The organism is Variovorax sp. LjRoot290 (assembly GCF_964253985.1).
In the GTDB taxonomy this organism is placed as follows: domain Bacteria; phylum Pseudomonadota; class Gammaproteobacteria; order Burkholderiales; family Burkholderiaceae_C; genus Variovorax.
On record NZ_CAXURW020000001.1, the window covers coordinates 3,383,612 to 3,396,257 of the forward strand.

15 protein-coding genes are annotated in these 12,646 nt (G+C 67.4%); 9 read left to right on the top strand and 6 right to left on the bottom strand.

Going from position 1 to position 12,646, the window contains the following annotated elements:
• Window positions 1-98 precede the first annotated feature (98 nt).
• On the top strand, window positions 99-545 hold the full coding sequence (locus ACSQ9A_RS16790) for a universal stress protein (RefSeq protein ID WP_436304454.1): 447 nt from the start codon (window positions 99-101) through the stop codon (window positions 543-545).
• A gap of 18 nt (window positions 546-563) precedes the next feature.
• Here ACSQ9A_RS16790 and ACSQ9A_RS16795 read toward each other — a convergent pair whose 3' ends face one another.
• Together ACSQ9A_RS16795 and ACSQ9A_RS16800 are read right to left on the bottom strand one after the other, a co-directional pair.
• Window positions 564-1,478, bottom strand: coding sequence for a hypothetical protein (locus tag ACSQ9A_RS16795; RefSeq protein ID WP_436304455.1), 915 nt, complete (start codon window positions 1,476-1,478; stop codon window positions 564-566).
• Window positions 1,479-1,566: 88 nt separating this feature from the next.
• Window positions 1,567-3,909, bottom strand: a complete 2,343-nt coding sequence (locus ACSQ9A_RS16800; protein WP_436304456.1) for a YgiQ family radical SAM protein — start codon at window positions 3,907-3,909, stop codon at window positions 1,567-1,569.
• Window positions 3,910-4,074: 165 nt separating this feature from the next.
• On the opposite strand from ACSQ9A_RS16800, the gene ACSQ9A_RS16805 reads away from it, so the two are divergent.
• Window positions 4,075-5,028: a bifunctional helix-turn-helix transcriptional regulator/GNAT family N-acetyltransferase gene (locus ACSQ9A_RS16805; RefSeq protein WP_436304457.1), complete on the top strand. Its 954-nt coding sequence runs from the start codon at window positions 4,075-4,077 to the stop codon at window positions 5,026-5,028.
• Here the strand turns inward: ACSQ9A_RS16805 and ACSQ9A_RS16810 are convergent.
• The 3 genes from ACSQ9A_RS16810 to ACSQ9A_RS16820 form a co-directional block, all read right to left on the bottom strand.
• Complete coding sequence (locus ACSQ9A_RS16810; RefSeq protein WP_436304458.1) at window positions 5,018-5,800, bottom strand: 3-hydroxybutyrate dehydrogenase; 783 nt, start codon at window positions 5,798-5,800, stop codon at window positions 5,018-5,020. The genes ACSQ9A_RS16805 and ACSQ9A_RS16810 overlap by 11 nt on opposite strands.
• Window positions 5,801-5,903: 103 nt before the next feature.
• Window positions 5,904-7,103: a patatin-like phospholipase family protein gene (locus ACSQ9A_RS16815; RefSeq protein WP_436304459.1), complete on the bottom strand. Its 1,200-nt coding sequence runs from the start codon at window positions 7,101-7,103 to the stop codon at window positions 5,904-5,906.
• 44 nt (window positions 7,104-7,147) lie between these two features.
• On the bottom strand, window positions 7,148-7,597 hold the full coding sequence (locus tag ACSQ9A_RS16820; protein WP_436304460.1) for a CHRD domain-containing protein: 450 nt from the start codon (window positions 7,595-7,597) through the stop codon (window positions 7,148-7,150).
• A gap of 105 nt (window positions 7,598-7,702) precedes the next feature.
• Between ACSQ9A_RS16820 and ACSQ9A_RS16825 the strand changes: the two genes are divergently transcribed.
• Entirely contained in the window at window positions 7,703-8,248 is a 546-nt protein-coding gene (locus ACSQ9A_RS16825; protein WP_436304461.1) for a DUF924 family protein, read from the top strand.
• Here the strand turns inward: ACSQ9A_RS16825 and ACSQ9A_RS16830 are convergent.
• Window positions 8,245-9,135: a YihY/virulence factor BrkB family protein gene (locus ACSQ9A_RS16830; protein ID WP_436304462.1), complete on the bottom strand. Its 891-nt coding sequence runs from the start codon at window positions 9,133-9,135 to the stop codon at window positions 8,245-8,247. The two genes, ACSQ9A_RS16825 and ACSQ9A_RS16830, sit on opposite strands and share 4 nt — an antisense overlap.
• 77 nt (window positions 9,136-9,212) lie before the next feature.
• Between ACSQ9A_RS16830 and ACSQ9A_RS16835 the strand changes: the two genes are divergently transcribed.
• The 6 genes from ACSQ9A_RS16835 to ACSQ9A_RS16860 all read left to right on the top strand — a co-directional run bounded on the left by ACSQ9A_RS16835 (window position 9,213) and on the right by ACSQ9A_RS16860 (window position 12,598).
• Complete coding sequence (locus ACSQ9A_RS16835) at window positions 9,213-9,800, top strand: chromate transporter (RefSeq protein ID WP_436304463.1); 588 nt, start codon at window positions 9,213-9,215, stop codon at window positions 9,798-9,800.
• Window positions 9,797-10,396 carry a chromate transporter gene (locus tag ACSQ9A_RS16840; protein ID WP_436304464.1) on the top strand — a complete coding sequence of 200 codons (600 nt, stop codon included), beginning with the start codon at window positions 9,797-9,799 and terminating at the stop codon, window positions 10,394-10,396. Before ACSQ9A_RS16835 ends, ACSQ9A_RS16840 begins: the two co-directional genes overlap by 4 nt.
• Before the next feature lie 20 nt (window positions 10,397-10,416).
• On the top strand, window positions 10,417-11,382 hold the full coding sequence (locus ACSQ9A_RS16845) for an aldo/keto reductase (RefSeq protein ID WP_436304465.1): 966 nt from the start codon (window positions 10,417-10,419) through the stop codon (window positions 11,380-11,382).
• A 91-nt stretch (window positions 11,383-11,473) separates the two neighbouring features.
• Complete coding sequence (locus ACSQ9A_RS16850) at window positions 11,474-11,644, top strand: SoxR reducing system RseC family protein (RefSeq protein ID WP_139191699.1); 171 nt, start codon at window positions 11,474-11,476, stop codon at window positions 11,642-11,644.
• Window positions 11,645-11,765: 121 nt separating this feature from the next.
• Window positions 11,766-12,203 carry an Hsp20/alpha crystallin family protein gene (locus ACSQ9A_RS16855; RefSeq protein ID WP_436304466.1) on the top strand — a complete coding sequence of 146 codons (438 nt, stop codon included), beginning with the start codon at window positions 11,766-11,768 and terminating at the stop codon, window positions 12,201-12,203.
• Window positions 12,204-12,217: 14 nt separating this feature from the next.
• Complete coding sequence (locus ACSQ9A_RS16860; protein WP_436304467.1) at window positions 12,218-12,598, top strand: Hsp20/alpha crystallin family protein; 381 nt, start codon at window positions 12,218-12,220, stop codon at window positions 12,596-12,598.
• Window positions 12,599-12,646 lie beyond the last annotated feature (48 nt).

The following is a 12,646-nucleotide window of genomic DNA, read 5'->3' on the forward strand; positions in this document are numbered from 1 at the left end:
GGCTGGCCCGCCTAGAACGCGCCGGATGCCTTGCTCGGCACCGGTCCGCGCATTAACCTGCAAGCAGGGGCGGGGCCCCTCCCGCCCGGGAGACCGCCATGTATGAACGCATACTCGTCGCCACCGACGGTTCCGAGCTCTCGGAACAAGCCGTGACCAGCGCGATCGACCTGGCCATCCTGATGAAAGCCGAACTGGTTGCCGTCAAGGTGGTGCACCACTACCCCACCGGCTATTTCGAGGGCTCGCTGCTCTTGAACCAGATGGAAGTCACGCGCCTGCAGGAACAAGCCGATGCCGAAGCGCAGCGCGTGGTCGATAAGGTGAAGGAAAAGGCGCTGGCCAAGGGCGTCGAGAGCACCAAGGCGGTCGTCATGAAGTCCGAGCTCGTCTCGGAAGCCATCATCGAAGCCGCCCGCAACTACCGCTGCGATCTGATCGTCATGGCATCGCACGGACGGCGTGGCATCAAGCGCCTGCTGATGGGCAGCGAAACGCTGCACGTGCTGACGCACTCGCACACGCCGGTGCTGGTGCTGCGTTAAGCGGATAACAGGGTCTGGTCAGCGCGCCGCGCCGGCGTCGCGCTGCCGGTCCTCGTGCTTGTGCGCGAGGTAGGTTGCGAGGTCGATCTCGTGCAGCTGCTCCGGATATTGCTCGATGGCTTCGAACCAGCGATGCAAGCGCTTCTCCGAGCGCTTCGCTGCCGGCACCTTGAGGCCGGCCAGGTAGGCATCGAGGGTGAGGAAGTAGCGCATCGCGTTGCGCTCCATCAGGCCGCGCAGTCCGCGGATGTATTCGGGCTGGCCGTTCGGCGCCTTTCCGACCACGGTGAAACCCACCTTGTGGCTGCCGAAGGTCGCGAGGTAGGCCATGGTGGCGTAGCGCGCCATCATGTTGTGGTCGTAGGCGTAGCCGAAGTGCAGGAAGGTCTGGCGCTCGCCGAGCGGCGTGGCTTCGAGCATCACGCGGTAGCGGCTGGTGCCGAGCGGCCCTGCTTCCGCGGACAAATCGATCGCCAGGTAGTCGCGCGTGGTGCTGGCGGTGCGATGGGTGAAGGGGAGCTCGAAGGCCTGCTCCACCGGCGTGTCGTAGCGCCGCACCACGCTGAGCGTGAGCACGTCGCCGTCCGGCTGCCGGGCCACGCGGCAACGCCGGTTGTTGATGTGCAGGAGCAGCATCTCGCACCACTGAGACGCATTGCCGAGCGCGGCGCGCACCTCGCCCAACGGGTGATCGACGACGGCATAGATATCGCCTTGGAGCCCGTTCTCCGTTTCCACCGATTCCAGATGCATCGGCCGCTTCAGCGGGCTGCGTGCGAGCTGGCCGGCCAGCTTCTGGTGCAGCTCGCGCAGGGCCTGCGCCGAGCCGGCCTCTTGCGTAATTGCCTGCGCGCCGAGCGCCCAGGCACCCAGCGCGAGCCACAGGACCATGCGAGATACGCAGCGACACGAAGCGGCCAAGAAGCTGTTCATGTCCGACACCATACAACGGCTCGGCTTTCAGCCGCTGCCGGCGCGCCTGCGCCGCGTGCGCGAGAGACAGGCTTAGAGGCCGCAGCGCTCAGCGGCTCTTGCGCAGCGGCTTGCCGCGCCCGGCGCCGTTGTCGCGCGGCGGCAGCCCGGTGTGCTGCGTGAGGATGCGGCCCTTGACGGGCTGCACGGGCTTCAGCTCGACCGTGGTCGAGTTCTTGCGCCGCGCGCTCTGGTAGCTGCCGTCGGTCAGCGGCTGATAGGTCGGGATCAGGTGGTGCTTGCCGTTGCCGATCAGGTCGGCGCGGCCCATCTTCTTGAGCGCCTCGCGCAGCAGCGGCCAGTTGTTGGCATCGTGGTAGCGCAAAAAGGCCTTGTGCAGGCGGCGGCGCTTGTCGCCGCGCACGATGTCCACCGTCTCGCTCTCGCGGGTGATCTTGCGCAGCGGATTCTTGTTGGTGTGGTACATCGTCGTCGCGGTGGCCATCGGCGACGGATAGAAGGTCTGCACCTGGTCGGCGCGAAAGCCGTTCTTCTTGAGCCAGATCGCGAGGTTCATCATGTCCTCGTCGCTGGTGCCCGGATGCGCGGCGATGAAGTACGGAATCAGGTACTGCTTCTTGCCCGCCTCCGCGCTGAACTTCTCGAACATCTGCTTGAACTTGTCGTAGCTGCCGATGCCGGGCTTCATCATCTTGGTGAGCGGGCCCTGCTCGGTGTGCTCGGGCGCGATCTTCAGGTAGCCACCCACATGGTGCTGCACCAGTTCCTTCACGTACTCGGGCGACTGCACGGCCAGGTCGTAGCGCAGCCCCGAACCGATCAGGATCTTCTTGATGCCCTTCAGCGCACGCGCGCGGCGATAGATCTTGATCAGCGGGTCGTGATTGGTGTTGAGGTTCGGGCAGATGCCCGGGTACACGCAGCTGGGCTTGCGGCAGGCCGATTCGATCTCGGGGCTCTTGCAGCCGATGCGGTACATGTTGGCCGTCGGCCCGCCGAGGTCGGAGATGGTGCCGGTGAAGCCTTTCACGCTGTCGCGGATGGCCTCGACCTCCTTGATGATCGATTCTTCCGAACGGCTCTGGATGATGCGGCCCTCGTGCTCGGTGATCGAGCAGAAGGTGCAGCCGCCGAAGCAGCCGCGCATGATGTTCACGCTGAAGCGGATCATTTCCCAGGCCGGGATCTTGGTCGCGCCGTCGTGGCTGCCGTGCTCGTCGGCGTAGCGCGGATGCGGGCTGCGCGCGTACGGCAGGTCGAACACGTGGTCCATCTCTGCCGTGGTGAGCGGGATCGGCGGCGGGTTGATCCAGACGTCGCGCGCGGTCGTGCCCTCGCCATGCGCCTGCACCAGGGCCCGGGCATTGCCAGGGTTGGTCTCGAGGTGCAACACGCGGTTGGCGTGGGCATAGAGCACGGGGTCGGCACGCACCTGCTCGTAGGAAGGCAGGCGGATCACCGAACGGTCGCGCGGCGGGACCTTGAGCTTGCCGCGACCCTGCAAGGCCGGGTTGGGCACGAAGTTCAGCGGCTTGATGGCAGGGTTGACCGAGGCAGCCGCCTGCGCCGCAGCGGCCACCGCCTCGGCCTCGTCTTCCTTCGCACAGGTCGCGCCATTCGCCTTGGCCTGCTCCGAGACCATCAGGTAGGGGTTCACATGGGCTTCGACGCGGCCAGGCTCATCGACGCTGGTCGAGTCGATCTCGAACCAGCCTCGGGCCGACTCGTCGCCATTACGCCGCACGAAGGCGGTGCCGCGCACGTCCGTGATCTGCGCCACGGGCTCGCGCGCGGCCAGGCGGTGCGCGATCTCGACGATCGCGCGCTCGGCATTGCCGTAGAGCAGCAGGTCGCACTTGGCGTCCACCACGATGGATCGGCGCACCTTGTCCTGCCAGTAGTCGTAATGGGCGATGCGGCGCAGCGACCCTTCGATGCCGCCGAGCACGATCGGCACCTCGTTCCAGGCTTCCTTGCAGCGCTGCGAATAGACGATGGCCGCGCGGTCGGGCCGGCCGCCGCCGACGTCGCCGGGCGTGTAGGCGTCGTCGCTGCGGATCTTGCGGTCGGCCGTGTAGCGGTTGATCATCGAATCCATGTTGCCGGCGGTCACGCCGAAGAACAGGTTCGGTTTGCCCAACGCCTTGAAGGGCTCGGCGCTGTGCCAGTCGGGCTGGGCGATGATGCCGACGCGGAAACCCTGCGCCTCCAGCATCCGGCCGATCACCGCCATGCCGAAGCTCGGATGGTCGACGTAGGCGTCTCCGGTGACGATGACGATGTCGCAGCTGTCCCAGCCGAGCGCGTCCATCTCCGCGCGCGAGGTGGGCAGGAATTTCGCCGTGCCGAAGCGGGCTGCCCAGTACTTGCGGTAGCTGGTCAGCGGCTTCGCAGCACGCTGGAAGAAAGAGACGTCGACAGGGGCGTTCATCGGGGGAAGGGGTGGCGGCTGGACATGCCGCGGTGGCCCGTTTTCGGGCAACCGGCGATTTTACGGGTTCGGGGTGGGTCTGTCGCCCTAAAGGCCTTGGCGGGGCGCGAAGGCGAGCCCCGCCAATGCTTGCTCAAGTCAACTATTCAATTGACAATAGCAAGCATGTCCGTCGAAACACCTTCTCTTTCCGACGTGGCCGCCGTCAAGGCGGTGCGCCAGTTCAACCGCTTCTATACGCGCCGCATCGGTGCCCTCGACCCCTACCTGGGCAGCGAGATGTCGCTGACCGACGTGCGCGTGCTCTACGAGCTTGCCCACCGCGAGAGCGCGGTGGCGAGCGAGATCGGCAAGGACCTCGGGCTCGACGGCGGCTACCTGAGCCGCATCCTGCGCCGCTTCGAAAGCGCCGGCTGGCTCACGCGCGAGACGCATCCGAAGGATGCCCGCCAGAGCCTGCTGCGCCTCACGGAGGCCGGCCATGCGGCCTTCGCGCCACTGCAGCAGAAATCGCGCGACGAGGCACGCGCCCTGCTCTCGGCGCTGTCGGCGCCGCAGCAACGCCAGTTGATCGATGCGATGCACACGGTGCAGGCGCTGATCGAACCCGCGGCCAACGCGCCGGCCAAGCCCCGCACCGCCGTGCTGCGCGATCCGGGCCCCGGCGACATCGGCTGGGTGGTGCAGCAGCATGGCGAGATCTATGCGCGCGAGTACGGCTGGAACGGCGAATTCGAAGCGCTGGTGGCCGAGATCGCAGGCCAGTTCCTGCGCAAGTTCCAGCCCGAATGGGAGCGCTGCTGGATCGCCGAGCTCGACGGCGAGCGCGTCGGCGCCGTGTTCCTGATGCGCAAATCGGCCACCGTCGCCCAGCTGCGGCTCCTGATCCTCACGCCGCAGGCGCGCGGCCTGGGCCTGGGCGCCCGGCTCACCGACGAATGCATCGCCTTCGCCCGCCACAGGGGCTACAAGAAGATGCTGCTGTGGACCAACAGCTGCCTGAGCGCCGCACGCGGCATCTACGCTGCGCGCGGCTTCAAGCTGGTCAAGTCCGAGCCCTACGAAGGCTTCGGCCAGCAGCTGGTCGGCGAGACCTGGGAGCTCAAGCTCACTGCATGAACCAGCCGTGGCTCACGACCAGCGACTGCCCGGTAAGCGCATTGCTCGGAAAGGCCGCGAACATCAGCGCCACGCGCGCCACGTCGTCAATGGTGGTGAACTCGCCATCCACCGTCTCCTTGAGCATCACGTTCTTGATCACCTGCTCCTCGGTGATGCCCAGCGTCTTGGCCTGCTCGGGAATCTGCTTCTCGACCAGCGGCGTGCGCACGAAGCCCGGGCAGATCACGTTGGCGCGCACGCCGTGCCTGGCCCCCTCCTTCGCGACCGTCTTGGCCAGCCCGATCAGGCCGTGCTTGGCCGTGACGTAGGGCGCCTTGAGCAGCGAGGCTTCCTTGGAATGCACCGAGCCCATGTAGATCACGCTGCCGCCGCGGCCCTGCGCGTACATGTGCTTGAGGCAGGCCTTGGTGGTGAGGAAGGCGCCGTCGAGGTGGATGGCCAGCATCTTCTTCCAGTCGGCGAAGCTGAACTCCTCGACCGGATGCACGATCTGGATGCCGGCATTGCTGATCAGGATGTCGATGCCGCCGAAGGCCTTGGCGGCCTCCTCGACGGCGGCATCGACCTGTTCTTCGCTGGTGACGTCGACGCCGACGCCGATCGCCTGCGCGCCGGCCTCCTTGAGCTCGGCAGCGGTGGCGTCGGCCGCCTGCTTGTTGAGGTCGGCGATCACGATCTTCGCGCCTTCCTGCGCGAACAGGATGGCGATCTCCTTGCCGATGCCGCTGGCCGAACCGGTGATGAAAGCGACCTTGTCCTTGAGTTGCATGGGATCTCCTTGGGATGAACGGTGAAGAGAGGATGGCGCGTGCAAGCTGCGTGCCTGTGACGCAGCCTGCGCCCGAAGTCTTGAATGAAGCTGACCAGTGCCCTCAGCGACCCGCCGGAATGGCCGGCACCCGCATCGGATGGCGAACGCGCGGCGCGCTGGGCTGGGCCAGGTCGAAGGTGGTCACGCCGTTGACCTGCGAAGCGCTCTGCAGCAATTCCGGATGCTCCAGCGTGTTGCAGATGTCGCGCAGGCCGGACTCCCAATGCTCGTCGACCGAGGCGCGCGAGAACTCGTAGTCCTTGGAGTCGAGCTCGTAGGGCTTGTCGCGGTAGATCAGGTGCACGATCTCGATCGGCTGGTGCGTCAGCTGGGCGCACACGGCGGCGACGCTGGCGTCCTTGCGCAGCGCGGCGGGCAGCCTGGCGATCAGGTCGGCCACCGCCTGCTGCAGGTTCATGTTTGAGGCCATGGCGTCGGTGTTCATGCGCGTGCGGCTCGAATAGGTGATGTCCTTCTGCCGCTCCAGGGTCTCGGCCAGCGTGCGCGGCATGATGCCGCGGGCGCTGAACAGATCGACCTGCAGCACCATCAACGGCTCGCTGCGCGGATGCGTGTCGAGCACGTACTGCAGGGGCGTGTTGGAAACGATGCCGCCGTCCCAGTAGTCCTCGCCCTCGATGTGCACCGGCGCGAAGCCGGGCGGCAAGGCGCCGCTGGCCATGATGTGCTCGGGGCCGATGCGCTGCTTCTTGTTGTCGAAATAGACCGAGTTGCCGGTGCGCACGTTGACCGCGCCCACGCTGAAGCGGATCTCGTCGTCGTTGAGGCGGTCGAAATCCACCAGCCGCTCGAGCGTGGACTTCAAGGGCGCGGTGTCGTAGTAGCTCAGCACCGGCGCCGCGCCGCCGAGCAGCAGCGCCGGGCTGCGGCGCGGCGTGAAGAAGCCCGGCACGCCGAATACCGCGGCGGAGGTGGCGCTCCACTGGTTGAAGAGCGCGCGGTCACCCCAGCCCGGCGGCAGGCGCTGGGCCGGGCCCGATGAGACGAGATCCCAGAACTCGCGCAGGCGGGCGACGCGCAGCTCGGGCGCGTTGCCGGCGATCAGCGCGGCATTGACCGCGCCGATCGACACGCCGGCCACCCAGTCGAGCTCTTTGTGCTTCTCGAACACGCCGGCGTACACGCCGGCCTGGTAGGCGCCCAGCGCGCCGCCGCCCTGGAGCACCAGGGCTTTCTTGGCGGTCGTGATGTCGACGCGAGGGGTGGAGGGATGCGAGTTCGGTTTTTTGGCGGCGGGCATGGATCAATTTGACACCATGCGCACCGCCGCCGCGGCTCGCAGGGCTACATCTTCGGCAGCATCTGCCCGCGGATTTCGCCGCCAGGATTGGCCGCCGTGTGGATGTTGGCGTACCACTTGCCGGCCATGAGGTCGGCCGCCTGGGCCGGCGTCAGCGTGGCCTGGCCTTCGATCGGGCTGGCCGGACTCGCGAAGGGCAGCACGATGCCGGCATTGTCGCCGGCGGCGGCCGGACCGTGGAAGTGCGCCGCGGTGGCCGGACCGCTCAAGCCGGTATAGACGATCTTGTACTTGAGGACATTGGTGTCCTTGTTCAGCCAGGCCTCCGCCAGGCCGCTGCCGCGCGTCATGTTGGGGGGCACCTGGCTGGCCGCATTCATGCTGCCGCTGAAGCTCGCCGTGTTGGACTTCGACATCATTCCGCAGCCCGCGAGTACCGCGGTCGCGGCGCCAGCCACGAGGGCCATGCGCAAGAGGGTGCCATATCTGTTCATTGCGAACTCCGTCAGTTTCAAGAGCACCCAGCATAGACAGCGCCCGGCGCGCAGCGTGTCGGCCACGAGCCCGACTTCGGGGCACCCGATGGCATCATCGGGCCCATGAAATCCCTGCCTACAGCCCATGATGTCGCGACCTTCTGGACCGAGGCAGGACCGAAGCGCTGGTTCGCCAAGGACGAGGCCTTCGACGCCGAATTCAAGTCGCGCTTCGAAGCCGCCCACCATGCCGCCGCCACCGGCACACTCGACGCCTGGGCAGCCGATGCCGAAGGCGCGCTCGCCCTCATGGTGCTGCTCGACCAGTTCCCGCGCAACGCGTGGCGCAACAGCGCCCACATGTTCGCCACCGACGGCAAGGCGCGCGCGATCGCGGGTACGGCGATCGAGGCCGGCCTGGACCGGCAGGTCGAAGCCGCGCTGCGGCCCTTCTTCTACCTGCCCTTCATGCATTCCGAATCGCTCCAGGACCAGGAACGCTCGGTCGAGCTGAATGCCGCGCTCGATGCCAACACGCAGCGCTACGCGGTGCTGCACCGGGACATCATTGCGCGCTTCGGCCACTTTCCCCATCGCAACAAGGCGCTGGGCCGCGAGACCACGCCCGAAGAGCAGAAGTTCCTCGACGAGGGCGGCTTCGCCGGCTAGGCGCGCGTCGGCGAGGAAGGCGCGCCCGGTCGTGCGACGTCGCGCAGCGATCCGTACTTGTGCGCGTAGACCCAGGTGAACTCGGCGCCCAAGAGGAAGATCTGCGCCGAGTAGTAGACCCACACCAGCACCACCACCAGCGAACCCGCGGCGCCGTAGCCCGAGGCCACGCTGCTCTTGCCGATGTACAGGCCGATCAGGTGCTTGCCCACGGTGAACAGCAGCGCCGTGACCGCGGCGCCCACCCACACGTCGCGCCATTGCACGCGCACGCGCGGCATGATCTTGTAGATCATCGCGAAGCCAACCGTCACCATCGCGAAGCTGAAGACGAAGTTGACCGCCTGCGCGAGCGTCGCCCAGCCGCCGAAGACCGGTGCCCACCACTTGCTGAGCGCCGCCAGCGCCGCGCTGGCCACCAGCGACACCATCAGCAGGAAGCCAATCCCCATGATCATGCCGAAGGACAGCAGGCGCACCCGCAGCAGGCTCAAGAGACCGCCGCTCTCGTCGCGCGCAGGGGCGCGCCAGATGCGGTCGAGCGCATCCTGCAGTTCGCCGAACACCGTGGTTGCGCCGATCACCAGCAAGGCGATGCCGATCACGGTGGCGACGATGCCTTCCTTCGGCTTGTTGACGGCCTCCAGCATGCCCTGCACCGCCCGCGCGCCCTGCTCGCCCATGAGGCCCGAGAGCTGCGTCATGATCTCGCCGCGCGCCGCTTCCTGGCCGAACACCAGGCCGGCCACCGCGATCACGATCAGCAGCAGTGGCGCCACCGAGAACACCGTGTAGTAGGCCAGTGCCGCGCCCATGCTCGGCGCGTAGTCGGCCTTCCAGGACATGAGGGCCTGCTTGCAGAGATCGAAGAGTTCGCGCGGCTGCATGGCGCGAGTGTCGCAGCATGCGCAGCGCCGGCGTGTCGGCAAACGGCCCGCCCGACCTGCCCCGATAATCGAGCGCGATGCACCCGGCCCCTACCGATGCGGCGGCACCCGACCGCCCGCAACCCCGATCCACCCGCGACCTCTTCGTTTCGTTCACCTGGCTCGCATTGCAGGGCTTCGGCGGCGTGCTCGCGATCGTGCAGCGCGAGATGGTCGAGAAGAAGCGCTGGCTCACGGCCGACGAATTCCTCGAGGACTGGGCAGTCGCCCAGGTGCTGCCGGGGCCGAACGTGATCAACCTGGCGCTGATGATCGGTGACCGCTACTTCGGCCTGCGCGGCGCCGTGGCCGCGGTGGCCGGCATGCTGACCGTGCCGCTGGTCGTGATCCTTGCGCTGGCCGTGCTCTACGCCCACTACGCCGGCAACCCGCAGGTCGCCGGCGCCTTGCGCGGCATGGGCGCGGTGGCCGGCGGGCTGATCGCCGCCACCGGCATCAAGCTGATCCCGGCGCTGCGCCGGCATCCGCTCGGCTTCGGCGCCTGCCTGGGTTTCGTGGCCCTGGTCTTCGCTGCCATCGCGTTCGCGCGCATTCCGCTCGGATGGGTGCTGCTGGCGGTGGGCGGCGTGGCTTGCGTGTGGACCTGGAAAAAGATCAAAGCATGACCATTGCCATGCACTGGCACGACTGGCTGGCCCTTTTCGGCCAGTACCTGCTGCTCTCGCTGCTCTCGATCAGCGGCGCCATCACCACCGTGCCCGACATGCACCGTTACCTGGTCGCCCAGCACGGCTGGCTCAGCGACGCGCAGTTCAGCTCCTCGGTCGCGATCGCGCAGGCCGCGCCGGGGCCCAACGTGCTCTTCGTGGCGCTGATGGGGTGGAACGTGGGCCTCAATGCCGGCGGCGGCATCGGCGCCGGGCCCCAGGCCTGGGGGCTCGGCCTGCTCGGACTCGCGGTCACGATGGTGGGCATCATGCTGCCGAGCACCACGCTGACCTACGTCGCGACGCGCTGGGGCCATCGCAACCGCACGCGGCGCGAGGTGCGCGCCTTCAAGCAGGGCATGGCGCCGGTGGTGGTGGGCCTGCTGATCGCGACCGGCTGGGTGCTCGCCGCCGGTAACCATGGCGGCGGTGCGCCCGCCTGGCACCTCTGGCTGCTGACCGGCGTGGCAGCCTTTATCGTCTGGCGCACCCGCATCCATCTGCTCTGGCTGCTCGGTGCCGGGGCGCTGCTGGGCGCGCTGGGCTTCATCTGAGTCTTCAAGGAAAGCATCCCATGCAACTTCGCCCCCTCGGCCGCTCCGGCCTCCAGGTCTCGCCGCTCGCCTTCGGCGGCAACGTCTTCGGCTGGACTGTCGACGAGGCGCTCTCGTTCCGGCTGCTCGATGCCTGGCTCGATGCCGGCTTCAACTTCGTCGACACCGCCGACGTCTACTCGAGCTGGGTGCCGGGCCACAGCGGCGGCGAATCGGAAACCATCATCGGCAAGTGGCTGCGCCAGACCGGCAAGCGCAACCGCGTGGTGCTCGCGACCAAGGTCGGCAAGCCGATGGGCGAAGGCAAGAAAGGGCTTTCGCCGGCCTACATCCACGAGGCGGTCGATGCGTCGCTCAAGCGCCTCAAGACCGACCACATCGACCTCTACCAGTCGCACGACGACGATGCCGAGACACCGCTGACCGACACGCTCGGCGCCTTCGCCGACCTGATCAAGGCCGGCAAGGTGCGCGCCATCGGCGCCTCGAACTACAGCGCGCCGCGGCTGGCGGACGCGCTCGACGTCGCCGAGCGCGAAGGCCTGCCGCGCTACGAGAGCCTGCAGCCGCTCTACAACCTCTACGACCGCGCGGTGTTCGAGGACGCGCTGGAACCGCTGTGCCTCGAACGCGGCGTCGGCGTGATCAACTTCTACGCGCTCGCGGCCGGTTTCCTCACGGGCAAGTACCGCAGCGAGGCCGACGCCGCCAAGAGCGCGCGCGGCGCGAACACCACGAAGAAGTACCTCAACCCGCGCGGCCTGCGCATCCTGGCCGCGCTCGATGCGGCGGCCAATGCGCATGGCGCGACGCCGGGCCAGGTCGCGATCGCCTGGCAGATCGCGCGCCCCTCCATCACGGCACCCATCGCGAGCGCCACTTCGCAGAAGCAGCTCGACGAGTTGGTGGCCGCGGCCAGCCTTGCGCTCGATGCCGAAACCATCGCCGCGCTCGACGCCGCGAGCGCCGAGACCGCGGCGCGGTAGGCACCCTCCCACACGCATTGGCGGCACCAGCCGCCGTGCCTGGCCGATTCCCCGGACACACTGGTTCGATCCAAACATCGGAGAGAGAACCATGTCCTTTGCGCTCTACCTGATCGGTTTTCTGATCTTCCTGGCCGGTGTGGCCTGGGGCGCCTCGGTGGCCGGCGTGCCGACGCTCTACATCGGCATCGGCGCGCTCATCCTGCTCGGCATCGGCATCTTCACCGCCGTGGGGCGCACGCGCAGCAAGGATCCTTCCTGAGCTTTTTTTAGCGCTGCCCCGCTCTTGAAATCCGCGCGGGCCGCTCCTACCTCCTTGACCGGAAGCGCCGGAGGCGTCTCCGGCGCTCCGTTTTTCTCTTCAGCCAAATGGAGGTTTCGCCATGTATCGATCCCTGTTCCCACGCGATCTGTTCGCCGAGATGGATCGCCTGCAACGCGAAATGCAGCAGGCCTTCGATCTGTCTCCAAGCATCCGAGGTTTGGGCCGCGGCGGTTTCCCGGCCCTGAACGTCGGCGGCACGCCGCAAACGGTAGAAATCTACGCCTTCGCCCCCGGCATTGATCCGGCCACGCTCGAGGTCCAGCTCGACCGTGGCTTGCTGACCATTGCCGGCGAGCGCAAGTCGTTGCTGCCGGAAGACGACTCGCCTTCCACCGTGCACATCCACGAGCGTTTTGCGGGCAGCTTCCGCCGCGTTCTCACGCTGCCGGAAGACGCAGACTCCGACGCCGTCGACGCCAAGTACCGCGACGGCATCTTGCACATCACGATCCAGCGGCGCGCTTCCGCGCAGCCCCGTCGCATCGCCATCCAATGAAAGGAGCACTTGCCATGAACGAGCTTGACACCCTCGCCCGCAAGGACAAGGCGGGCTACGGCGAGGCGGCGCTCACGCCGCCGGTGGACGTGGTGGAGGACAGCACCGGCATCACGCTCTATGCCGATCTGCCCGGCGTCTCCAAGGACAAGCTGCGGCTCCAGGTGGAGTCCGACACGCTCACCATCGACGCCGAGTCGGACCTGGCCGTCCCCGAAGGCCTGCAATCGAGCCACGCCGAGGTCGGCCTCGCGCGCTTCCACCGCGTCTTCACGCTGAGCAAGGAGCTCGACACCGAGAAGGTCTCGGCCGAGCTGGCCAACGGCGTACTGACGCTGCGCATCCCCAAGGTGGAACAGGCGCAGCCGCGGCGCATCGACGTCAAGGTAGCCTGAGCGCTCGGACCGCCCCCGGCGGTCACAGTGCAAAGTAGGCCCATGCGG

Coding starts and splice junctions, on each gene's coding strand:
- ACSQ9A_RS16790 (WP_436304454.1), top strand. CDS start 99: ATGTATGAACGCATACTCGTCGCCACCGACGGTTCCGAGCTCTCGGAA.
- ACSQ9A_RS16800 (WP_436304456.1), bottom strand. CDS start 3,909: ATGAACGCCCCTGTCGACGTCTCTTTCTTCCAGCGTGCTGCGAAGCCG.
- ACSQ9A_RS16845 (WP_436304465.1), top strand. CDS start 10,417: ATGCAACTTCGCCCCCTCGGCCGCTCCGGCCTCCAGGTCTCGCCGCTC.
- ACSQ9A_RS16860 (WP_436304467.1), top strand. CDS start 12,218: ATGAACGAGCTTGACACCCTCGCCCGCAAGGACAAGGCGGGCTACGGC.
- ACSQ9A_RS16850 (WP_139191699.1), top strand. CDS start 11,474: ATGTCCTTTGCGCTCTACCTGATCGGTTTTCTGATCTTCCTGGCCGGT.
- ACSQ9A_RS16825 (WP_436304461.1), top strand. CDS start 7,703: ATGAAATCCCTGCCTACAGCCCATGATGTCGCGACCTTCTGGACCGAG.
- ACSQ9A_RS16815 (WP_436304459.1), bottom strand. CDS start 7,103: ATGCCCGCCGCCAAAAAACCGAACTCGCATCCCTCCACCCCTCGCGTC.
- ACSQ9A_RS16795 (WP_436304455.1), bottom strand. CDS start 1,478: ATGAACAGCTTCTTGGCCGCTTCGTGTCGCTGCGTATCTCGCATGGTC.
- ACSQ9A_RS16835 (WP_436304463.1), top strand. CDS start 9,213: ATGCACCCGGCCCCTACCGATGCGGCGGCACCCGACCGCCCGCAACCC.
- ACSQ9A_RS16810 (WP_436304458.1), bottom strand. CDS start 5,800: ATGCAACTCAAGGACAAGGTCGCTTTCATCACCGGTTCGGCCAGCGGC.
- ACSQ9A_RS16840 (WP_436304464.1), top strand. CDS start 9,797: ATGACCATTGCCATGCACTGGCACGACTGGCTGGCCCTTTTCGGCCAG.
- ACSQ9A_RS16805 (WP_436304457.1), top strand. CDS start 4,075: ATGTCCGTCGAAACACCTTCTCTTTCCGACGTGGCCGCCGTCAAGGCG.
- ACSQ9A_RS16855 (WP_436304466.1), top strand. CDS start 11,766: ATGTATCGATCCCTGTTCCCACGCGATCTGTTCGCCGAGATGGATCGC.
- ACSQ9A_RS16830 (WP_436304462.1), bottom strand. CDS start 9,135: ATGCAGCCGCGCGAACTCTTCGATCTCTGCAAGCAGGCCCTCATGTCC.
- ACSQ9A_RS16820 (WP_436304460.1), bottom strand. CDS start 7,597: ATGAACAGATATGGCACCCTCTTGCGCATGGCCCTCGTGGCTGGCGCC.